The sequence below is a fragment of the Burkholderia ambifaria AMMD genome (assembly GCF_000203915.1).
Lineage (GTDB): Bacteria > Pseudomonadota > Gammaproteobacteria > Burkholderiales > Burkholderiaceae > Burkholderia > Burkholderia ambifaria.
Genome location: NC_008392.1, coordinates 279,209 through 301,756, shown reverse-complemented (window position 1 = coordinate 301,756; position 22,548 = coordinate 279,209). Strand labels below are relative to the sequence as shown.

At 68.5% G+C, this 22,548-nt stretch carries 17 protein-coding genes; 7 read left to right on the top strand and 10 right to left on the bottom strand.

All coding sequences use genetic code 11. The features are described 5' to 3' along the window. Positions 1–101 precede the first annotated feature (101 nt). On the top strand, positions 102–1,043 hold the full coding sequence (locus BAMB_RS29035) for an MBL fold metallo-hydrolase (RefSeq protein WP_045555012.1): 942 nt from the start codon (positions 102–104) through the stop codon (positions 1,041–1,043). Between the two features lie 100 nt (positions 1,044–1,143). On the opposite strand, the gene BAMB_RS29030 is transcribed toward BAMB_RS29035, so the two are convergent. Then, positions 1,144–2,052 (bottom strand): AraC family transcriptional regulator, encoded by a 909-nt coding sequence (locus tag BAMB_RS29030; protein ID WP_011660720.1) that lies wholly within the window; start codon positions 2,050–2,052, stop codon positions 1,144–1,146. A 391-nt stretch (positions 2,053–2,443) separates the two neighbouring features. Here BAMB_RS29030 and BAMB_RS29025 point away from each other — a divergent pair, with 391 nt between their 5' ends. The 3 genes from BAMB_RS29025 to BAMB_RS29015 all read left to right on the top strand — a co-directional run bounded on the left by BAMB_RS29025 (position 2,444) and on the right by BAMB_RS29015 (position 8,074). After that, a complete protein-coding gene (locus BAMB_RS29025) occupies positions 2,444–5,290 on the top strand; it encodes an ATP-binding protein (protein ID WP_011660719.1) in 2,847 nt (948 codons plus the stop codon). A 157-nt stretch (positions 5,291–5,447) separates the two neighbouring features. After that, the gene (locus BAMB_RS29020) at positions 5,448–7,328 is read left to right on the top strand and encodes an amidohydrolase (protein ID WP_041491762.1); all 1,881 of its coding nucleotides are present in this window, start codon (positions 5,448–5,450) and stop codon (positions 7,326–7,328) included. A gap of 74 nt (positions 7,329–7,402) precedes the next feature. Beyond that, positions 7,403–8,074 carry a hypothetical protein gene (locus tag BAMB_RS29015; protein ID WP_011660717.1) on the top strand — a complete coding sequence of 224 codons (672 nt, stop codon included), beginning with the start codon at positions 7,403–7,405 and terminating at the stop codon, positions 8,072–8,074. Between the two features lie 78 nt (positions 8,075–8,152). Here BAMB_RS29015 and BAMB_RS29010 read toward each other — a convergent pair whose 3' ends face one another. The 7 genes from BAMB_RS29010 to BAMB_RS28980 form a co-directional block, all read right to left on the bottom strand. Next, positions 8,153–9,265: an alkene reductase gene (locus tag BAMB_RS29010; protein WP_011660716.1), complete on the bottom strand. Its 1,113-nt coding sequence runs from the start codon at positions 9,263–9,265 to the stop codon at positions 8,153–8,155. Between the two features lie 169 nt (positions 9,266–9,434). Then, on the bottom strand, positions 9,435–10,652 hold the full coding sequence (locus tag BAMB_RS29005) for an MFS transporter (RefSeq protein ID WP_011660715.1): 1,218 nt from the start codon (positions 10,650–10,652) through the stop codon (positions 9,435–9,437). Positions 10,653–10,892: 240 nt separating this feature from the next. Continuing rightward, entirely contained in the window at positions 10,893–11,810 is a 918-nt protein-coding gene (locus tag BAMB_RS29000) for a LysR family transcriptional regulator (RefSeq protein ID WP_011660714.1), read from the bottom strand. 67 nt (positions 11,811–11,877) lie between these two features. Continuing rightward, the gene (locus BAMB_RS28995; RefSeq protein ID WP_011660713.1) at positions 11,878–14,139 is read right to left on the bottom strand and encodes a xanthine dehydrogenase family protein molybdopterin-binding subunit; all 2,262 of its coding nucleotides are present in this window, start codon (positions 14,137–14,139) and stop codon (positions 11,878–11,880) included. After that, positions 14,139–14,639, bottom strand: coding sequence for a (2Fe-2S)-binding protein (locus BAMB_RS28990; protein WP_006760329.1), 501 nt, complete (start codon positions 14,637–14,639; stop codon positions 14,139–14,141). Before BAMB_RS28990 ends, BAMB_RS28995 begins: the two co-directional genes overlap by 1 nt. Then, entirely contained in the window at positions 14,636–15,916 is a 1,281-nt protein-coding gene (locus BAMB_RS28985) for a cytochrome c (RefSeq protein WP_011660712.1), read from the bottom strand. Before BAMB_RS28985 ends, BAMB_RS28990 begins: the two co-directional genes overlap by 4 nt. A gap of 334 nt (positions 15,917–16,250) precedes the next feature. Beyond that, a complete protein-coding gene (locus BAMB_RS28980; protein WP_041491859.1) occupies positions 16,251–17,072 on the bottom strand; it encodes an alpha/beta fold hydrolase in 822 nt (273 codons plus the stop codon). A 556-nt stretch (positions 17,073–17,628) separates the two neighbouring features. On the opposite strand from BAMB_RS28980, the gene BAMB_RS28975 reads away from it, so the two are divergent. From BAMB_RS28975 to BAMB_RS28965, 3 genes are all read left to right on the top strand, one after another. Further along, positions 17,629–18,054 (top strand): DUF3331 domain-containing protein, encoded by a 426-nt coding sequence (locus BAMB_RS28975; protein ID WP_041491761.1) that lies wholly within the window; start codon positions 17,629–17,631, stop codon positions 18,052–18,054. Between the two features lie 68 nt (positions 18,055–18,122). Next, on the top strand, positions 18,123–18,944 hold the full coding sequence (locus BAMB_RS28970) for an alpha/beta fold hydrolase (RefSeq protein ID WP_011660708.1): 822 nt from the start codon (positions 18,123–18,125) through the stop codon (positions 18,942–18,944). Positions 18,945–19,309: 365 nt separating this feature from the next. Continuing rightward, complete coding sequence (locus BAMB_RS28965) at positions 19,310–21,085, top strand: ATP-binding protein (RefSeq protein WP_011660707.1); 1,776 nt, start codon at positions 19,310–19,312, stop codon at positions 21,083–21,085. 94 nt (positions 21,086–21,179) lie between these two features. On the opposite strand, the gene BAMB_RS28960 is transcribed toward BAMB_RS28965, so the two are convergent. Then, positions 21,180–22,088 (bottom strand): LysR family transcriptional regulator, encoded by a 909-nt coding sequence (locus tag BAMB_RS28960; RefSeq protein WP_011660706.1) that lies wholly within the window; start codon positions 22,086–22,088, stop codon positions 21,180–21,182. 75 nt (positions 22,089–22,163) lie between these two features. Beyond that, positions 22,164–22,445, bottom strand: coding sequence for a XapX domain-containing protein (locus tag BAMB_RS28955; protein ID WP_011660705.1), 282 nt, complete (start codon positions 22,443–22,445; stop codon positions 22,164–22,166). Positions 22,446–22,548 lie beyond the last annotated feature (103 nt).

The following is a 22,548-nucleotide window of genomic DNA, read 5'->3' as shown; positions in this document are numbered from 1 at the left end:
CGGTTAAGCTCGGCGTCACGGCATAACGTCGATACGCAAACTCGGGATCGGACATGAAGAAGAACTTGAACTGGTGTACACGCGCGGCGCGCGCGGGCCGCATGCTGCTCGTCGTGGGATGTGTCGGCATTCTCGCGTCGGCCGCGTTCGCGGACGAGCCGGGCGGCGGGCGCCAGCCGCCCGGATTCTATCGGCAGCAGCTCGGCAGCCTGCAGATCGTCGCGTTGTCGGATGGGACGCATCCGTTTCCGATCGATACGGTGTTTCGCGACGTGTCGAAGGAGGCGATCCGGCGCGATCTCGATCGCGAATTTCTCGAGCCGCCGGTTCAAGGGTCGATCAACGCGTTCCTGATCGACACCGGGTCGAAGCGGATCCTCGTCGACACCGGCGCCGGCGTGCTCTACGGCGACTGCTGCGGCAAGCTGCTCGCCAACCTGCGCGCGGCCGGCTACGAGCCCGGGCAGATCGACGAAGTGCTGCTCACGCATCTGCACAAGGATCATGTCGGCGGTCTGGTTTCGAACGGCAGGATGACCTTTCCGAATGCGACCGTCCGCGTGAACGAGATCGACGCGAAATACTGGCTCGATCCGGACGGCAAGGCGCAGGCGCCGGCGTTCCTCGCGTCGTTTTTCGATGCGGCGGCCGCGTCGGTCGCGCCTTACGTCGCGGCCGGGCGCTTCAGCACGTTTCGCGGCGAAGCGACGCTCGCGCCCGGCATTCGCGCGGTGCCGATGCCGGGCCACACGCCGGGCCATACGGCCTATCTGATCGAGAGCGGCAACGCGGGGTTGCTCGCGTGGGGTGACATCGTCCACGTCGCGGCGATCCAGTTGCAGGACACCGGCGCCACCGTCCAGTACGACACCGATGCCGATGCGGCTCGCCGCACGCGGCGCGACACGCTCGCGCGCGTGGCGGGCAAGCGTTATCTGGTCGGTGCCGCGCACATCGCGTTTCCCGGGCTCGGGCATTTGCGGAAAGACGGCGAGCGGTACGACTGGGTGCCGGTGAACTACGACGAGACGCCGCTGCAATAGCGCCTGTTCACGCCAATCACGCAGATTGAAAAAAATCGTTCGTCGCGCCCGGCGTGGCCGTTGGCCGTCGCAACCCCGTGCCCGGCGTGAACGGGGCAGCTCAACGCGCCATGCCGCGCCGCCACGCACCGGGCGGATGGCCGACGATGCGGGCGAACAGGCGGTTCAGATGGCTCTGGTCCGAGAAGCCGCAGGCGGCCGCGATTTCCGCGAGCGTCATGTCGGTCGTCTCGATCAGTTGGCGCGCGCGGACCACGCGCTGTTCGAGCAGCCATTGATGCGGCGTGCGTCCGGTCGCGCGCGAGAACGCGCGGATGAAATAGCCGCGCGACAGATCGCATTCGTTGGCGACTTCCTCGATCGACACGCCGAGGTCCGCCTTCTCCATCAGCAGCTCCTTGGCGAGCGCGACCTTGACCGGCGACAGCGTGCCCTTGCGCTCCAGGTCGCGCGCCCGCGCATTGCCGTAACGGCAGGCCAGATGCGTGCCGATCGCGAGCCCCATCTGCTCGACGAACAACGCGTTCAGCGCGCCGGACCCGTCGAGGCTGTTGGCGACGGCTTGCGCGAGGTGGCCCAGCACCGCGTCCTGCACGTCGGGCGCGCAACTCAGGCCGCCGATTTCCAGACCGTCGTGCTCGCGGCCGAGGTCGCCCAGATAGCGATGCGACAGCTCGACGAGGACGAAGTCGAACTTGCCGTAGAGGTCGGCGCGGAAATTCCGCGAAAAGTCGCGAATGTAGATGGAGTTGTGCTGAAACCGCCGCTCGGATTTGCCGGACCCGCGGTAGATCGTCCGGCGGTGGCCGGCGTTCAGCGATACGCCGATCAGGAAGCCGCGATCGCTGGCCGCCATCTCGATGCGCTCGAACTGTTCGTCGCGCATGCATTTGCGGTGGAGCGTCAGGCCGCCCGCGGACCTTTCAATATCCTTGGACAGCAGGTTCGCGATGCAGCCGAGCGTGTCTTTCGGGGGTGCCGCGGGGGGCGCGGCGAGGGGATCTGCCATGGCGAAAATTCCTTCGGAGTCGGACGGCGGGCGAGCATCGTGGCGTCCGGTACATACAGCGGGCCCGATAGGCCGAAGATAACTTGAACAAATGTCCGCTGCTTGACGAAATGCTTGTCACGGACAGTTTCGGGCGGTGCCGGGGCCCGACCAGCACGCGAACACGCTGGGGCGAATGATATCGCCGGATCCGCATTCCCGCCGGGCGGCGGCCGCCGGCGCGCCGTATCAGCGCATTTTCCTTCAAGATTTTTACGAAATCCGCGTATACACTCGGCCCGACATTTTCGAGACTTTGAACCCGCCCTGAACGGCAGGCCGGGTGCGGACTCCCGCCCCCGTGACCTGCTCCGTTCACATGGCGGTCATCGTGGGGAACCTGGAGGCGGCCATGATCCAGATCGGGGCTTTATCGGTGGATTTCGAGCAGCGGGACATTCGCCGTCACGGCGCGGCGCTGCGTATTGGCGCGCGCGCGCTCGACATACTTGAAGTACTGCATCGCGCCAACGGTTCCGTCGTGTCGAAGGACGACATCATGGATGCCGTCTGGCCCGGCCTGATCGTCGAGGAGAACCGGCTGCAGGTGCATGTCGCGGCGTTGCGCAAGGCGCTCGGTGCGAGCCGCGACCTGATCAAGACCGTCCCGGGCCGCGGCTACCTGCTGGTCGCGAATCCGCCGCTCCTGCACGCGGTGGCGCCGCACCCGGCCGCCGCGGCGCCAGGCGCCGAAGCGACCCATCACGCCCCGCTCGTCGGCCGCCGCGCCGAGCTCGAGCAGATCGTCGACATGATCGACCGTGCGCCGGTCGTCACGCTCGTCGGCGCGGGCGGCATCGGCAAGACGAGTCTGGCCGACCGCGTCGCGCACACGTGGCGCGGCCGGGTCGGCGAGCGCGCGCTGTTCGTGGAGCTGGCGCGAGCCACGACGCGCGACGACGTGCTGCTCGCGATTGCCGCGGAACTGGGGCTCGACATGCATGGCGTGCCGGCCGTCGACCGGCTCGGCGACGCATTCGCCGTGTCGCGCAGCCTGCTCGTGCTCGACAACGCGGAGCACGTCGTCGATCTGGTGGCCGACCTCGTCGAGTCGCTGACGGCGCGCGCCGCGCCGCTGCGGGTGCTCGTGACGAGCCGCGAACCGCTTCATATCTCGGTCGAAACCGTGTTCCGCGTGAGTCCGCTGGCGGTGCCCGACGGCGCCGCAACGGTCGACGAGATCGCGCGCCATTCGGCGGTCGAGCTGTTTCTGGCGCGGGTTCGCGCGGCCACGCCCGAGTGCGTGATCGACGCGGCCGGTGTCCGGCTGATCGGCGATATCTGCCGGCGGCTCGACGGGCTTCCCCTCGCGATCGAACTGGCTGCCGCGCGCGTCGCGACGCTCGGGCTGGAGGTCGTTGCGTCGCGTCTCGACGACCGGCTGAACCTGCTCACCGGCGGCCTGCGCTCCGCGTTGCCGCGCCATCAGACGCTGCGCGCGACGTTCGACTGGAGCTACGTGCTGCTGGATGCGGCCGCGCGTGCGCTGTTTCGCCGGATGGCGTGCTTCGTCGGCCCGTTCACGTTCGATGCGGCGCGCGAAGTCGCGATGGATCCCGGCATGTCGCCCGCCGATATGATCGCCGTGCTCGGCGAGCTGATCGCCAAGTCGCTGGTGACCGTCGAATTCAACGGCGCGCAGGCGCGCTACCGATTGACCGAATCGACGCGCGCGTATGCGCTGGAGAAGCTGCATAACGAGGGCGAGTTCGAACGCATCGCCGAGCGTCATGCGCGCCATGAACACGCGCAGGCGCAAGCCCGGCTGCCGGCTCCCGTGCAAGCCGTGCGCGAACCCGCGGCGGTCGAGCCGCCGGTCGCGGAAGCCGACGCGCTGGCGCTCGCATTGCGGGAGCCGGCGCGCATGCGCGACTGTTCGATCCCGGCGAGGCGCGCGCTCGACGCGATCGAGGCCGGCGCGCTCGGGCCCGTCGACGCGTCGAGCGAGATGCGGCTGCGCGCGGCCTATGCGTCGGCGCTGCTATATACGGACGGCGATACGCAGACGGCTGCCGCGATGTGGGAGCGCACGCTCGGCCTTGCCGGGCGCGTCGGTGACGACGCATTCGACGCCAGCGCGATGGTCGGGCTCTGGAACGCGACGCTGTCGCACGGCGACATTCACGAATCGCTGCGCTACGCGATGCGCTTCGAGCGGGCCGCCGAGCGGCGCGGTGACCGGCCGCAACGGCTGCTGGCGAACGCGATGGTCGCGACGTCGCTGCATTACTTCGGCGAGCATGCACAGGCGCGCGAGCGGCTGGAGGCGGCCACGGCCGAGCTGGCCGTGGCCGGCGAACCGCCTTGCGCGGCAGCGGCGCTCGGCATTGACGTCGCCACGCTTGGGCGGACGGTGCTGGCGCGGCTCGTCTGGATGCAGGGCGACGTGGACCATGCGATGCGGCTCGCCGCGCAGGCGGTCGAATCCGCGCGCCGCGGCGGGTCGGCGCTGGCGTTGTGCGTCGTGCTCGGCGCGGCGGCCGTGCCGATCGCGTTGCGCCATGGCGATCACGACATCATCTCCGACTATCTCGCGACGCTGCGCTCGGCCGCCGAGGCGAACGGCTTCGATATCTGGCTCGACCATGCGGAATGTCTCGCGGGACAGTTCGACATGCAGGCCGGCCATCCGGGCGCCGGGCTGGCGCGGCTCGAACCCGCGCTGCGACGCATCGAGGCGAGCGGCTTCCGGCGCCTGCTCGCGCCGCTGGTGGTCGCGTATGCGGAAGGGCTCACGCGCACGGGCCGCGCGGCCGAGGCCCGCGTGAAGCTCGACGCGACGCTCGCGTGCTGCCGCGCGCAAGGCGAGCATCTGTTCGTGCCCGAGCTGCTGCGTGCCCGAGGTCTGGCGATGCTCGAACAGGCCCGCACCGCCGACGCGGAGCGCGCGATCGCCTGCGAAGCGGACGGGCACCGGCATCTGCTGATGGCGATCCATGCGGCGAACGGGCAGGGCGCGGCGATGTGGGCGCTGCGCGGCACGCTTGATCTCGCCGATCATCTGATCGAGCGCGGGCGTATCGGGCAGGCGTCGTCGCTGGTGGCGAACCTGTCCGGGCATTTCGACCCGCAATCGCGCGCGGTCGACGTGCGGCGCCTCGCGCGGGTGCAGAGCTTCATCCGCTCGGAGACGGCGCGGCCGACCGGTCCTGCGCACCTCCGCCACGAGACCCTCGATGCGATGCAATCGGCCGCGTGATGGCGCGCGTGGCCCGCTCAGGACGCACCCGCGCAACGCGGCCGGCCGTCCGGTCGATCAATATTCAACGGAGGGTGGATGGTGCTTGTAACGTCAAACCGCCGGCATGCCGCGTGCGGCCGGTTGCCGGCCTGCGGCGCAAGCGGGGAGGCTGACGGTGCTTAAGGCGACGCAATCCGCGGAATCGGCGGATCTCATCGTATTCAACGGCAAGATCGCGACGCAGGACGACAGGCAGTCGTTCGTGACCGCGCTCGCGGTGAAGGACGGCCGGATTCTCGCGGCCGGCAGCGCAGCCGAGGTCATGCGCCATGCGCGCGGCGACACGCTTCATATCGACCTGAACGGCCGCACCGTGATCCCGGGGCTGAACGACTCGCACCTGCACGTGATCCGCGGCGGCCTGAATTTCAACCTGGAACTGCGCTGGGACGGCGTCCCCACGCTGGCCGAGGCGCTGCGCATGCTGCGTCGCCAGGTGCTGCGCACGCCCGCGCCGCAGTGGGTGCGCGTGGTCGGCGGCTGGACCGAATTCCAGTTCGCCGAAAAGCGCGGGCCGACGGTGGCCGAGCTCAACGCGATCGCGCCCGACACGCCGGTGTTCGTGATGCACCTGGGCGACAGCGCGCTGCTGAACGCGGCCGCGCTGCGTGCGATCGGCTATGGCCGCGACACGTGCGATCCGCCCGGCGGCGAGATCCAGCGCGATCGCGCCGGCAGGCCGACCGGCATGCTGCTCGCGCGCCCGGACGTGGCCGTGCTGCATGCGGCGCTGGAGAAGGGCCCCAGGCTCGGCTTCGACGACCAGATGAATTCGATGCGGCACTTCATGCGCGAGCTGAACCGCCTCGGCGTGACCAGCGCGATCGACGCCGGCGGCGATTTTCAGGCCTATCCGGACGATTACGCCGCGCTCATGGCGCTCGCGAAGCGCGGCGAAATGACGGTGCGCATCGCGTACAGCCTGTTCGTGCAGCATGCGGGGCGCGAAATCGACGACTGCGCGCGCTGGATGACGCTGGCCAAGCCCGGCGACGGCGACGCGTTCCTGCGGCTGAACGGCGTCGGCGAACTGCTGGTGTATTCCGCGGCCGATTTCGGCAATTTCCTCGAGCCGCGCCCGGACCTGCCCGACGAACTCGAGGCGGAGCTGACCGCGGTCGTCCGGCTGCTGGTCAGCCAGCGCTGGCCGTTCAGGCTCCACGCGACGTACGACGAATCGATCGGCCGCTTCCTGAACGTGCTCGAAGCCGTGAATCGTGACGTCCCGTTCGACGGCCTGCGCTGGTTCTTCGATCATTGCGAGACGATTTCGGATGCGAACATCGCGCGCATCGCGGCGCTCGGCGGGGGCGTGACGGTGCAGCACCGGATGGCGTTCCAGGGCGAGTACTTCATTGCGCGCTACGGCACGCAAGCCGCCACGCGCACGCCGCCGATCCGCGCGATGCTGGCGGCCGGGCTGCCGGTCGGTGCCGGCTCCGATGCGACGCGCATCGCGAGCTACAACCCGTTCGTGTCGCTGTACTGGATGGTGTCCGGGCGCACGGTCGGCGGCACGGTGCTCTATCCGGAGCGCAACCGGCTCAGCCGGATGGAGGCGCTGCGCCGCTATACGGTCGGCAGCGCGTGGTTCTCGAACGAAGACGATCGCAAGGGCGCGCTGGTGCCCGGCCGGTACGCGGATTTCGCGGTGCTGACGGACGACTACTTCACGATCGACGAATCACGCATCAAGCACCTGTCGTCGGTCCTGACGATCGTCGACGGCAAGGTCGTGCACGCGGATGACGAATTCGCGCCGCTGGCGCCGCCGCCGCTGCCGGTGAGCCCCGCGTGGTCGCCCGTGGCCGAGTTCGGCGGCATGGGCCGGTGGCGTCCGGTCGCGTCCGCGCAGCCGCGAGCCGCGGCCGACGGCGGCCGCGATGCCGGTTTCGCGCGCGAATACGGGCGTCGTTTCGCGCAGCGCATGGATGCGGCCGCAACGGAACTCGCCGAGCCGTGCAGCGCGTTCGGTTGCCTCGGCGCCGCGTTTTAGGCGACGGGTGCCGGCGCGCGCGCCGCGAAGAACAAGCAATTTTTCGGCCCCGGCACGGGGCAGAAGGAGACGACATGAATTCTGCGCACACGTGCGCATCGGCGAATGACGAAGTCGCCGGCGTTCGCATTCCGCGCACGCCGATCGCGATCGAGGCCGCCGAAGCCGCACGCGCGTCGCTGCCGCGCGTGATCACCGACCACGCTTGCCGGGTATTCGTCCTCGCGTCGCTCGCCGCGCGCCGCGCCGGCGACACGTGCGATGCCGATGCGCTGTACGTGGCCGCCCTGTACGCGAACATGGGCCTGAGCGCCGCATATTGCCGCTCGAGCGCGCGCTACGAGCTCGACAGCGCCGATGCCGCGCACGCGTTCCTGTTGCGGCACCGCACGCCGCAGCCCATCTGCGACGACGTATGGCGCGCGATCGCGCTGCATACGACGCCCGGCGTGGCCGCCCGCGTGTCGCCGCTGGCGCGCGCGCTGTCGAGCGCGGTATCGACGGACCTGATGGCCACCGACGCCGACGCGTATTCGGCCGACGAGCGCCGCGCGCTGCTCGCCGCTTATCCGCGCGGCGACGGGTTCGGCGACGCGTTCCTCGACGCGGTCGCCCACGGGGTCGCGCACCGGCCGGCATCGACGTTCGGCACCTGGAGCGCAGACGTGCTCGAGCGGGCCAATCCGGATTTTCACCGGCCGAATTTCTGCGGGCGCGTGCTGGGTGCGCATTGGAAGGATGCCTGAACGAACCGTTGCGAAGCGACGGCCGGCAGCCGGCGTGCCCCGCCGGTCATTCGGCGGAGCGTCGCCGTGCGATGCGGCTCAGGCGGTCGGTGCCGCCGCGTCGTGCCGCGCATAGTCGACGTATCCCGCACGCTCGCCGCCGTACCAGCCGATCGACTTCGGCACGGCGAGCGGGGCATGCATGGCGATGCGTTCGACGAGATCCGGGTTCGCGATGTACGCACGCGCGAACGCGACGAGATCGGCGTCGCCCGCATCGATCAGCGCATTCGCGGCGTCCGGCGTGATGCCGCCATTGACGATCAGCGTGCCGCTGAAGGTCTTGCGCGTGTGCTCGATGATGCGCGGCAGGTCGGGCTCGCCGCTCCAGCCGTTGGTATCGGCCGCGTGCAGGTAGGCGACGCCCGCTTCGTCGAGCATGCGGCCGACGTACGCGTACGTTGCATCGGGATCCGCGTCCCGCACGTTGTTGTATTGCGCGTACGGCGAGATGCGCACGCCCACACGGCTGAGCGGCATCACGTCGCCGACCGCGTCGACGATCTCCTCGAGAAAGCGCGCGCGGTTCGCGACCGAGCCGCCGTAGCGGTCGTCGCGGCGGTTCAGCGTCGACGACAGGAACTGGTGCGGCAGGTAGCCGTTGGCCGCGTGGATCTCGACGCCGTCGAAGCCGGCCGCCATCGCGCGGGCGGCCGCGCGGCCGAAGTCGTCGACCGTCGCGGCGACTTCGTCCGTCGTCATCGCGCGCGACGGCGTCGCGTGAATCTTCGTGTAGTAGCCGTTCTGCAACCGGGCCCACACCTGCAACTGCTCGAGATCGTCGTTGATGCCGGACGGCGACAGCGGCGCGTCGCCGCCGAGCAGCGTCAGCGAGCTGACGCGACCGCCGTGCCACAACTGCGCGAAGATGCGGCCGCCGTTCGCATGGACTGCGTCCGTGACCTGCTTCCAGCCGGCCGCCTGTTCGTCGGTGACGAGCCCGGGCGTCAGTTCGAACGCGGCGGACGTGTGGCTGACGTTGGTCGCCTCGGTGACGATCAGGCCGGCGGACGCGCGCTGCGCGTAATACTCGGCCATGAGCGCGGTCGGCAGGCCGCGCGACGGTGCGCGCGAGCGCGTCATCGGCCCCATCACGACTCGGTTGGGCAGCGGCAGGCCGCGCAGATCATAGGTGCTGAGCAGGGAAGACATGGTGGACTCCTTGTGCGTTGAGCAGGGGGCGCCGCACATCGCACCGCCGCAAGCGGTGGGACGGCGAAACAGCGGCCCCGGTGGAAAGTCGGAATGACATGCCGGCGGCGCTCCGGCGCGCGCACGTGCCGGTCGGCATGCGTGCGCGCGACCCGCGGCCGGCGCCGGTTCAGGTGCGTGCGTGGCGTTGCGCGTACGGCCGGCCGATCGCGAGGTAGTGCGCGAGCGCGACGATCGGGAAGGCGCCGGCGACCGCGGCGACGAGCGGCCAGCCGCCGTGTTCGTACAGCGGGCTCGCGAGCGCGGAGCCGATGGCGCCGCCGACGAAGATGCTGGTCATGTACAGCGCGTTCAGACGGTTGCGGCTCGTCGCATCCAGCGCGTAGATCTCGCGCTGGCCGAGCACCATGTTCATCTGCACCGCGAAATCGAGCACGATGCCCGTGACGACGAGGCCGTACAGGCCGACGCCATGAAGCAGCGCGACCGCATACGACAGTGCGCCGGCAACCAGCGCGATCAGCGTCGCCCGCACGGTGTGGCCGGCATCCGCCAAGCGGCCGGCGACCGGCGCCGACGTCGCGCCGATCGCGCCGACGAGCGCGAACAGGCCGATGGCGGATTGCGACAGCCCGTAGTGCCGCGTCAGCTCGACCGGCACGGCGGTCCAGAACAGGCTGAACGACGCGAACATCAGGCCCTGGTAGAACGCGCGATGGCGCAGCACCGGCATCGTGCGCACCAGATGCAGCAGCGAGCCGATCAGGTCGAAATAGGTTGCGCGATGATCGGGCTGGCGCGACGGAATGGTCAGCGCGAGCACCACCGTCACGAGCGTCATCACCCCCGCGGCGGCGGCGAACACGAAGCGCCAGCCGAACGCGTCGGCCACCACGCTCGACAGCGGGCGCGCGAGCAGGATGCCGAGCAGCAGCCCGCTCATGATCGTGCCGACCACCCGGCCGCGCGAATGATCCGGCGCGAGGTGCGCGGCGAGCGGGACGAGGATCTGGACGGCGACCGAGCTGAAGCCGATCAGCAGCGAAATCGCGAGGAACAGGCCGGGCGTCCGTGTCACCGCGGCCGCGGCGAGGCTCGCGATCGAGATCACGGCGGTGACGATCATCAGCTTGCGGTTCTCGAGCAGGTCGCCGAGCGGCACGATGAAGAACAGGCCGAGCGCATAGCCGATCTGCGTCAGCGACACGATGAGGCTCGCCATCCCGCCGGACATGTGCAGCCCGGGCGCGATGAGCTCGGTGATCGGTTGTGCGTAGTACAGGTTCGCGACGATCGCGCCGCAACTGAACGCGAACAGCAGGATGAGGCCCTGCGTGAGCCTGGGCGCCTGCCCGTTGGCCGTGAGCGCGGGGGATTCCGGTGACATGGTCGACTCCTTGAACGAGATGTCGGACGCCCGTTTGCCGGGCGGCGCATTGCAATTTTTCAAGCGGCGAGCGATGCACGCCGCATTGCCGTCAAGACTATTGATCGAGCGATGACAACGGAATACGTCCGTCGCGCAATCGAGCATTGCGTGCCGCGCAAAGGCGCGCAGCGCTCGCGGTGTCAGGGGCGTGAAAACGGTCGGGACGCGGGTTTCGGGCAGGACCGACGGTGGCGGCGTTCAGCCGCGCTGGCCCTGCAGCGTCGGAATCTGCGCGAACAGGCTCGTGAGCCAGTCGACGAAGATCTTGAGCTTGACGGGCGTATGCCGATTCGGCGGATACAGGATCGAGATCGGCCGCGGCGGCGCGTTGAAATCGGTCAGCACTTCGCGCAGCCGTCCCGATTTCAGATACGGTTCGACCAGATACAGTGAGGTCTTGATCAGGCCGATGCCCGCGACGCCGCACTCGATGTAGGTATCGGCGTCGTTCACCGCGACCGTGCCGCACATCTGCACGATCCGCGTTTCGCCGTCGACGACGTAGTCCCACGGCCGCGGGCGGCCGGTATCGGCCGAGATATGGCTGATCGCGACGTGCTGCGCGAGTTCGTCGACCGTTTCGGGCGCGCCGCATCGGTCGAGATACGCGGGCGCCGCGCACGTGCAGGTGGTGAGGCTGCCGATCCGCCTGGCGATCATCCCCGAGTCGTCGAGCGCGCCGATGCGCACCACGCAATCGACGCCCTCGCCGACGAGGTCGATCTGGCGATCGGTCACGCCGAGTTCGATGGAGATATTCGGATGGGCGGCGAGAAACTCGGGCAGCGCGGGCACCATGATCTGCTTGGCCATCGCCGGCGGCAGGTTCACTTTCAGGCGGCCGCGCGGCACGTTGCGCGCCTGCGATACCGCCGCTTCCATGTCGTCGATTTCGCGCAGCACCCCGACGCAGCGTTCGTAGTACGCCTGCCCGTCCTCGGTCAGTGAGATGCGGCGCGTCGTGCGGTTCAAGAGCCGGCAACCGAGGTGCTGTTCGAGCGTGCTCAGCAGCGCGGACACGCGCGGTGTCGTCAGCCCGGTCGTGTCCGACGCGCGCGTGAAACTGCCCGTTTCGACGATGCGCGTAAACACGCGCATCGAAAGCAAGGTATCCATCGTTCAATCTCCAGCCTGTCGGTTGTCGGCGCCGGTTCGTGCCGGCGCGATCGGTTGTGTCGTGACGCTATGCGTCGATGCGTTTCCTCAGCCCGTCGCCGGCAAACGGCATTTCGCGCAGGCGCTGGCCGGTCGCATCGAAAATCGCGTTGGCGAGCGCCCCAGCGGTCGGCCCCATCGACGCCTCGGCCGCGCCGAGAAATGGTGCGCCAGGGCGATTGATCAGATGGACCTTCACGCTTTGCGGCGCCGCCGAGAAGCGCAGGATCGGATAGCTGCTCCAGTCGAAGCTGCGGATGCGCTGCGTATCGTATTTCAACGCCTCGTACAGCGTCCAGCTCGCGGCCTGCACGATGCCGCCCTCGATCTGGTTGCGGATGCCGTCCGGCGACACGACCTGCCCGGCGTCGACGGCGACTTCCGCGTGCTCGAGCGTGACCTGGCCCGTTTCCGGCACCACCGAAATCTCGATCGCCATCGCGACGTAAGCCATCAGGTTCTTGTATTTGCCGAACGCGAAGCCGACACCGCGGTTGCGCGCGCGCGGCGGACGCGGCCAGCCGAACTTGGTCGCGGCGAGCTTGATCACCTGCTGCGCGCGGTGATCCTGCATGTGACGCAGCCGGAATTCGACGGGATCGACGCCGGCGGCGTGCGCGAGCTCGTCCATGAAGCTTTCGATCGACCAGATGTTCGTATGCGCGCCGAGCGAGCGCATCGCGGACGTCTGCAGCGGCATCGTCGGCGAGAAGTTGTTCACGATGTGCATGTTCGGCAGCGCGTACAGCGGGATCGCGTTGCGATCGCCGCCGCCTTCGGGCTGCAGCATCGGCGTCGACGGCGCGGGGACGAACGGCGGCTCGAGCATCCGCGCGGGCAGCAGCCGGCCGGCATTGACGATGCGTTCGTTGTGCGAGCTGCTCCACAGCGCGTACTTCCACTCGACGATGCGCCCGCTCGCGTCGAGCGACGCGCTGAGCTCGGTGACCATCGCCGGCGTGAAGTGATCCCACGTATGTTCCTGTTCGCGCATCCACTGGACGCGAATCGGTTTGCCCGGCATCGCGGCGGCGATCAGCGCCGCATGCGCGGCCGCGTCGTCCGCGCCGTTGTGCCCGTAGCAACCCGAGCCCTCGGTGTGGATGCAGCGGACGTTCGCCTTCGGCATCGACAGCATCTCGGCCAGCGCGTCGCGCAGCGGATACACGCCTTGCGAGTGGGTCCACACGGTCAGCATGCCGTTCTCGACACGCGCGACCGAGCAGGACGGCCCGATCGAGCCGTGCAGCAGGTAATTCTTCAGGAACGTGGCGCTCAGCGTCTTCACCGGCGGCGCGGCCGGCGCATGCGTATTGGCGATCTCGATGTGCTGCGTCGAAATCCGCTTGAGATCCTCATGAACCGTGTTGCGGTCGGGCAGCGCCCGACCGGGCGACCAGCGGCACGCGGCGGCCAGCGCGCGCTGCGCGACGACGGCCTGCCATTCCCCCTGCGCGACCACGGCGAGCATGCTGCCGTTGCGCACGATCCGGACGACGCCCGGCATCTTCAGGATCGCGGCTTCGTCGAACGACAGCAGTTTCGCGTCGTACACCGGCGGCATCACGACGCGTGCATGCAGCATGCCGGGCAGTTCCATGTCCTGCACGTAACTGACGCCACCGGTGACTTTGTTCGGAATATCGACGCGCGGCAGCGATGTGCCGATCACGGCGAACGTCGCCGGCGGCTTCAGCGGCGAAGTCGGCGTCGCGTTGCGATGCAGGTCGACGGTGCGGATCGCGTCGCCATAGCGCATCGTGCGGCCGTCCGGCGCCTTGATGAGCGCATCGGCGACCGTGAGCGTGCGCGGATCGACGCCGAACTGCTTCGCCGCGCCGTCGACCAGCAGCGCGCGCACCTGGGCGGCCGCGTTCAGCAGCGCGGAGCCGCTGTCGGCCATCGTGTGGCTGCCGGCGGTCAGGCCCTCGTCCGGCGACGCGCCGGTGTCGGCGGTCAGGAACGTGATCAGCGAGGGCTTCATGTTCAGCTCCTCGGCCGCCACCTGCAGCAACGCGGTGCGCACGCCGGTGCCGAGCTCGACCTTGCCGGTAAACACGGTGACCTTGCCGTCGGGCGTGATCTTGATCCACGCATCCAGCAGCGGGTTGGTCTTGAGGCTGCCGGCCAGCGTTTCGGTGGCGTGCGATACATGCACGGCCGCGCCTTCGTCGGCGATCACGACCTCGGCGGCGGCACGTGCGGCCGGCGCCAGGCTGAACGCGACGAAGAGCGCGCCGGAAACCATGAAGTGCCGGCGGCCTTCGTCGATATCGTCGGGTGCGTTCATCAGAGGCCTTTGCTGATCATGACCGGCGCGCCGGCCGGTTCCGGGTCCGGCAGGCCCGCGACCTGGCGCACGGCCGCCAGGATCCGCAGGTGGGTGCCGCAACGGCACAGGTTCGGTTCCATGTGGGTGCGCAGTTCGCGTTCGGTCGGTTTCGGGTTGCGTTCGAGCAGCGCCTGCGCGCGCATGATCATCCCGGCGATGCAATAGCCGCACTGCGCCGCCTGATGATCGATGAACGCTTGCTGGAGCTTGCCCGGCCGCTCGGCGGTGCCGAGGCTTTCGATGGTCCTGACGCTGCGTGCGCCGATCGCGGCGACCGGGATCAGGCACGAGAACATCGGCTTGTCGTCGACGATCACGGTGCACGCGCCGCATTGTCCGAGGCCGCAACCGAACTTCGCACCGTGCAGGTGCAGGTCGTTGCGCAGCGCATAGAGCAGCGGCGTGGACGGGTCGATGTCGAGCGTATGCCGCGCGCCATTCACGGTGAGGGTGATCATCGCGTGCGGTCCTCCTTTCTGAGTTTCGCGGCCAGGGTTTCGACGTCGCTCCATGCGGGGCGATCGGAGTACGTTTCGCGGATGTACGCGGCGAGATCCGCGATTTGGCGGTCGTCGTACTGGTCGAGGTATGAAGGCATGTAATTCAGCGTGTCCTCGCCATGCCAGCCGATACCGTTGAACATCATCTGGATCGCGTTGCGCGGCGTGTCGGCGGCGACCGCCGTGCTGAACGCGAGCGTCGGCCGCTCGCCGATCGATTGCATCGGCGCCGCCGGCCCGTGGCACTGCGCGCACGACGCCTGGAACAGCACCGCGCCGCGTTGGCCGGCGGGCGTCGTCGGGTTGTGTCCGGCGCCGGCCGTCGCCGGCCGCGCGCCGGCAGGCTTCTGGATCGACAGGATGTACGCGGCGATCGCCTCGACGTCTTCCGCGGGCACGGTCGCGAGGTCGCGCGTGACGGGCAGCATCGGGCCGGCAGCCGCGCCATGCTCGCTCGCGCGGCCGGTGCGCAGATACGCGACCAGTTGGGCCTGCGTCCACGGGCGCGCCGCGTGGCCGAGCGTATTGAGCGGCGGGGCTTCCCATCCGTCGACGATGCCGCCGTCGAATGCCTTGCCCGCTTTCTCGCCGCCGATCGCATTCAGCGGCGAATGGCAGGACGCGCAGTGGCCGAGACCGTCGACGAGCGCCTTGCCGCGATTCCACTGCGCGGATTGCGCGGGGTTCGGCGTGCTTGCGCCTTCGTGCAGGAACAGCACGTTCCAGAACGCGACGAGCGGGCGGAAGTTCAGCGGGAAGATCAGGTCGTTCTTCGGCGTGCTTGCTTGAACCGGCTCGCGGGTCATCAGATACGCGTAGGCCGCCGTGATCTCGTCGTCGGACATCCGCGTGAAGTGGATGTACGGAAACGCGGGGTAGAGCGGATGCCCGTCCCGGGCGATGCCGCTGCGCAGCGCGCGCGAGAACGCGTCGCGCGACCAGCGGCCGATGCCCGTATCGGCATCCGGCGTGATGTTGGTTGCGTAGATCGTGCCGAACGGCGTCGCGAGCGGCAGCCCGCCGGCGAACGGCTTGCCGTCCTTCGCGGTATGGCAGACGACGCAATCGCCGAGCGCGACCACCCGTGCGCCGGCCCGGACGAGTTGCGGATCGAACGACGCGCGGGCGGGCGGCTCGATCGGCGCGATCGACGGCCGGACCATGATGCCGACGGCGATCGCGAGGCCCGCGATCGCGACGCCGGTCGCACCGAGCCAGAGTCGTTTGTGCTTCATGCGTGCTCCACGCGAATCGGCCGGTCGTACCCGATTCGATGCGCGGGACAATAGGCGCCGAAAATCATTCGTCACTCCTGGAAGGGCGCCGACGCGCGGGCAAGCGCCCGCACGTCGGCTCGTGAAACCAGTCTACGTGTGCGCGCTCGCCAATTCCTGAAGCCGCGCTGAAACGTTCTGAAGGTTCGAGTTCGCGCGACGCGGCCAGTCCGTCCAGCGCGTCGAGCGCGTGGGTGACCGGATTCAGGTTCCGCTGCCGACCCTGCGTGCGATCGGCCATCACGCGGATGGCGGCGCAACGCAGGTCGACGCGCGGCGCGCCGTGCGGCAATGTTTACGCCTTCAGGAACGCGAGCAGCTCGGCATTGATGCGCGCCGCATCGACGACGCACATGCCGTGCGCGCCGCCCGGGATGATCTTGAGCTGCGCGTGCTTCACGATCTTCGCCGAGAGGCGCGCGGAATCGTCGATCGGCACGATCTGGTCGTCGTCGCCGTGCAGGATCAGCGTCGGGACATCGATCTTCTTCAGGTCCTCGGTGTAGTCGACCTCGGAGAATTCCTTGACGCACAGATACTGGCCATAGGCGCCGCCCATCATCCCCTGTGCCCAGAATGCGTCGATCGTGCCCTGCTGCACCTTCGCATTCGGACGATTGAAGCCGAAGAACGGCACGGCGAGATCCTTGTAGAACTGCGAACGGTTCTCGGCGACGTTCTTGCGGATGCCGTCGAATACGTCCATCGGCAGGCCGCCCGGATTGGTCGGCGATTTCACCATCTGCGGCGGCACGGCGCCGATCAGCACGGCCTTCGACACGCGCTTCGTGCCGTGACGGCCGATGTAGTGGGCGACTTCGCCGCCGCCGGTGGAGTGGCCGACGAGCATCGCTTCGCGCAGGTCGAGTGCGTTCATCACCGCGGCGAGATCGTCCGCGTAGGTATCCATGTCGTTGCCCTTCGACGGCTGGCTCGAGCGGCCGTGACCGCGGCGATCGTGCGCGATCACGCGGTAGCCGTGCTGCACGAGGAACAGCATCTGCGGATCCCATGCGTCGGCGCACAGCGGCCAGCCGTGCGAGAACACGACCGGACGGCCGGTGCCCCAGTCCTTGAAATAAATCTGCGTACCGTCTTGCGTGGTGATCGTGTTCATCGGATGGGTTCCTTGATGGCCGGAAGACGCGTGTTTGGGGGCGGCAGCGGCGGCGGCGGCCGGCAGCGCGGCGGCTGCAACGGCGGTCGCGCCGGCCAGCAGCATGTCGCGGCGGCGTGCCGAGGGGACGGCGTCGAGGTCTGCGGGACGCATGGAGGCTCCTTGTACGTGCGGTGGAATGATGTCGTTTGGAATCGATGGTCCGGATCTGCCCGCATGCGGCACGCTGCGCCGGCAGCCGGCGTGCGTTCGCGGTCGCGGGCCGGCAGGCGCCCGAGGCGAGCGAACGAACGTCGACCGGAGCCTAGCGCGGGGCCCTGCGGCGTGTACTGAAATTCGGCTGAATTTTCATGAACCGGCCGGTCGGTGTGGCGCGCGAGCCAGGCCGCCAGAACAATTAAGCATCGGAATCAAGACTCTTCAGCAGTCACTCGCTATCGTCAGCATCAAGCCGTCCCGTCGCGGGTCGCTGCCGGTTCGCGCGAGCGCATGACGATCGTGATGCGCGCGGATGCGAAACGTCCGAATCTCTCGCCACTTGCCTGGATACGCCGTCATGGACACATTCGATCGCTGGGAGCACGTGATGACGCTGCTCGATCCGTCGTCCGGCGCAAGCCGCTGCGCGTCGCTGAATCTTCGCGACCGGGACGCCGCGCGCCGCCGTCATCGCGACGACGCGCGCGGCGCGTCCGGCGGTGGCGCACGTCGCGGGTGCGCGATCGTCGCGGTCGAGCGGCAGACCGATTCCTCGCTGCTGGTGTCGTGGAGCGATCCGACCCACTGCCGGTATGACGAGCAGCGCTGGATCAGCGCAAAGTGCCGCTCGCCGGGGCGCTGCGCCCTGACCGGCCTGCCGATTCGCCCCGGCGATGCGATCTACAAGCCGCAGTGGCGCGGCGCGAAGCGTCCCGCGAATTGCTGGGAGGCGATCCTCGCGTCCGAGCTGGACCGGTTCATCGTCAGGCTGTCCCGTTCCTGAGGGGAGCGGTGCGCCCCATTCACCGGCGGCGGCTGGCGCCGCTGCCTCATCTTCGCCAAGGAAGCTTCATGAGTACGTTCACGACACGCGACGGCGTCTCGATTCACTACAAGGACTGGGGCGCGGGGCGCCCCGTCGTGTTCATTCACGGCTGGCCGCTGAACGCGGACATGTGGGACGTCCAGATGCATCATCTGGCATCGAACGGTTTTCGCGGCATCGCGTACGACCGGCGCGGTTTCGGCCGGTCCGGCCAACCGTGGACAGGCTACGACTACGATACGCTCGCGGACGATCTCGCGACGCTGATCGAGACGCTCGGATTGCGCGACGTGACGCTCGTCGGCTTTTCGATGGGCGGCGGCGAGGTGGCCCGATACATCGGCCGGCACGGCACGCGCCACATCGCGAAGGCCGTGCTGATCGGCTCGGTGACGCCGCTCATCGCGCGGCGCGACGATCATCCGGACGGCGTCGACGTCGCGATGTTCGACGGCATTCGCTCGGCGATCGTGGCGGACCGCGCCGCGTTCTTCGAGCAATTCTGGCCGTTGTTCACCGGCTCGAACCGGGCGGATTCGACGATCTCGCGCGCCACGCTCGACTGGACGTCGTTCATGGCGCTGCAGGCCGGATTGAAGGGCACGCTCGATTGCGTCCGCGCATTTTCCGAAACCGATTTCCGGGCGGATCTCGACAAGTTCGACGTGCCGACGCGCGTGATTCATGGCGACGACGACCAGACGGCACCGCTCGCGCTGACGGCCGCGGCCACCGCCGCGCGCGTGCCGGATGCGACGCTGAGTGTTTACGAAGGCGGCCCGCATGCGCTGTATCTGACGCATGCCCAACGATTGAACGACGAACTGCTGGCGTTCGTCAGCGCGTGACGTTGGCGTGACATAGCCGGGCGGCCACACAGCCGTCCGGCGTCCTTGCTGCGGCTCATCTCGAACCGCGCGTTCAAATACGGGCCGAAACTGCGGCTCGCCCGAATTCCGCGTCAATCGAATCGCGGTTTAATCGTACGAAATCCAATTCATCGGTGAATCCCGGCTTCGCCGGTGGGGAATGAGCGGCGCCATGCGGTGTCATGCGCAGAAGATGCGAGGCCCGCGGATTTCAACGATTCAAAAAATTTGCTCATTCCATTCTGATAATTTGAATCATCATACGCAGTAAATGCCGTAGCATTGGGTGTCAAATCGGTGTCATTTCGACTGACATCGATAAATGCCATCGATTAGACCCTCCCATGATCCGCATTGGAACGCTTCACGTTTTTCTCGACAGACGTGAAATTCGCGCGAACGGCGAATTGTTGCGCATCGGCAGCCGTGCATTCGAAATTCTCGAACTCCTGATTCAGGCAAATGGCGCGCTGGTCTCGAAAGACGAGATCATGCAGCGCGTGTGGCCGCACACGTTCGTGGAAGAAAACAACCTGCAGGTGCATATCGCGTCGTTGCGCAAGGCGCTGGGCCAGGACCGGCATCTGATCGTCACGGTGCCGGGGCGCGGCTATCGGCTCGTCAGCGAACCCGCCGAAGGCGCGGCTGCCGTGCGCCCCGCGACGTCCCGGCTCGCGCCCGCACCGACCGCGCTCGTCGGGCGCGAGCAGATGGTCGCCGATGTCCTCGCGGCGCTCGACGCGTCGCGCGTCGTGACGCTGGTCGGCGCGGGCGGCATCGGCAAGACGCGCGTCGCGGTCGAAGCCGCGCTCCGGGCCGAGGCGCGCTTTCCGGATGGCGCGGCGTTCGTGTCGCTGGCGACGGTCGCGTGCCCGCAATTCGTCCCCGCCGCGCTGGCCGACGCGCTGGGCCTCGCGCTGCCGGCCCGCCCGCTGACGCTCGAAGCGGTGCTCGCGAGCGTCGCGCATCGCAGGATGTTGCTCGTGCTCGACAACTGCGAGCATCTGCTGGACGCAGCCGCGCGAATCGCCGCCGTGCTGACCGAGTCCGACACCGGGCTGCGCGTGCTGGCGACCAGCCGCGAGGCGCTTCGCATCCACGGCGAGCGACAGTGTCCGGTGCCGCCGCTCGAGGTCGGCGACGAAGGGGCCGGCGCGGCCGACACGCTGGGCGCAAGCGCGGTGCAATTGTTCGCGGCACGCGCGTGCGCCGCCGATCCGCGCTTTCCGCTCGACGAACGCAGCGTGTCGCTGATGGCGTCGGTGTGCCGGCATCTCGACGGCCTGCCGCTGGCGATCGAACTGGCCGCCGCCCGTGCGGCCGTGCTCGGCATCGACGTGCTGGCCGATCATCTCGACGACCATTTCCGGTTGCTGACCGGCGGCTTTCGCACGGCGTTGCCACGCCACCGGACGCTGCAGGCGATGTACGACTGGAGCTACCGCCTGCTGGGGGGCACGGAGCGCGTGCTGTTGCGCTGGCTCGGCGTGTTCCGCGACGGTTTTTCGATCGAGGCGGTGCGCGACATCGTCGGCACGACGGGGCTGGCCGATGCCGACCTGCTCGACACGATCGCCGGCCTGGTGTCGAAGTCGCTCGTGAATGTCGAGAATGCGCACGGCGTGCCGCGCTACCGGCTGTTGACCACGACGCGCGCGTATGCGCTGCAGCAGCTCGAGAACAACGGCGAAAGCGCGGCCGCCGCGCTCGCGCACGCGAACTACTTTCTTGCGTTGTTCACGCTGGCGCCCGACGGCGGCGATGGGTCGCCGGCCGAATCGCGGCGCGATCTGGTGCGCCGCGAACTCGGCAATCTGCGCGCGGCGCTCGACTGGGCGTTTTCGCCGGACGGCCACGCGGAGACCGGCATCGCGCTGGCGGCCGTGGCGGTGCCGTGCCTGCTGGACCTGTCGCTCGTGGACGAGTGTCGCGAACGCGCGCGCGTGGCGCTCGACGCGATGCGGGATCTGGATGCGACGCCGGCCCGAGACGATGCGCGCAAGCGCTTGCTGGCCGCGTATACCGCGGCGCTTGCGCAGGGCGGCGGATCGAGCCGCGGCGTTCACGACGCGTGGCCCGAAGCGGATGCGCTCGCTTGCGAGACAGGCGACGAACCGTAACGACGCGCGCGGCCGGTGCCATCATGACGTTCGGCGCGATGCGGAGATTCGCACGCGCGACCCGAGAAGGAAATGAAGCGCGTCCGCGGCAGGATCACGCAAGCGCGAGAAACCGGTCGACGAGATCGGGGCGATCGAGCTGCTCGACCCACCAGCGCAACGCGCGGCCGGCTTCGTCGGCGCGCCACGCCATGTAGCAATGCGTCGTGTCGCGCATGCCGGTCACCTGGCGTGCGACGAGCTTGCCCTGTGCGATCGCGCGCGCCGCGATGCAGTCCGGCAGCGTGCCCACGGCGAGCCCTTCGCACTGCGCGGCCAGTTTGGCCGCGAGGGTAGGGACCGCGAGCGTCGGCTGCCCGGCATCGACAGCGATCGAGCGCGGCTGCAGTTCGCGGGACGTGTCGCTGATCACGGCGCCGCGATACTCGACGATCGACGCCATCGACAGCGGTTCGGGCAGGGCCGCGAGCGGATGGGTGGGCGCGATTGCGAACACGTGCCTGAGCGTGCCGATCGGCCGCGTGACGATGCCCGGCAGCTCCGGCGGCTCGCCCGTCGCGCCGACGACGAGATCCGCGCGGCGCGCTACCAGCGCGTCCCACGTACCACCGAGGACTTCGGTCGAGAGCCGCAGCCGCGTGTCCATTTCGAGCCCGTAGAACGCATGCACGTGGGGCCATAGCGCGTCGAACGGCAGGATCTCGTCGATACAGATGCGCAGCTCGGTTTCCCAGCCTTGCTGCGCGCGCTGCGCCTTGAGTTCGAGCTGCTCGGCCGCATGCAGCAGCCGCCGGCCTTCTTCGACGACGACGCGACCCGCATGCGTGAGCTTCGCACGGCGTCCGCTGCGGTCGAACAGCGCGACGCCGAGGTCGCCCTCGAGCTTGTGCACGAGGTAAGTCAGGGCCGATGGGACGCGATGCAGCAGTTCCGCAGCTTCGGCGAACGTGCCGGTACGGTCGATCGCGTCCAGCGCTTCGAGCGCTTCGAATGACAGCTTCATGATGGATTTCACAGGCAGGGCGTCGGGCCGTCATGTTAACGCGCCGAGCCCCTTTGTCCAGTCAATGGCGATCCGTCAGGTCGGCGTCGACTCGTGGTGCTTCGCCGCGGCGCTGGACGGCTGCGCGCCGGGCAGCGAGCCGAACATGTGCTGCGTGCACTTCGCTTCGCTCCATGCGGCCTTCAGGTGGATGCCCGCGAGCATCCGGCGAGCGACCGGCAGGATCTGTTCGCCGGCCAGGATGCCCAACAGCCCGGCCAGCGCAATGGTGGGCGGCGCGGGCGCTTGCACGCCGATCAACGCGTAGACGGCGCCGGCGAGAATGCCGGCCAATAGCGACGAAACGTACGGTTTCATAATATAAATTGAAGTAGGTGACAACCGTGTGGAAGGTGCGAATAAATCCCCGCCGATGAACCGGTGAAGTCGAAAAACAGCCTATCAGGTCATCGCTGGCGCG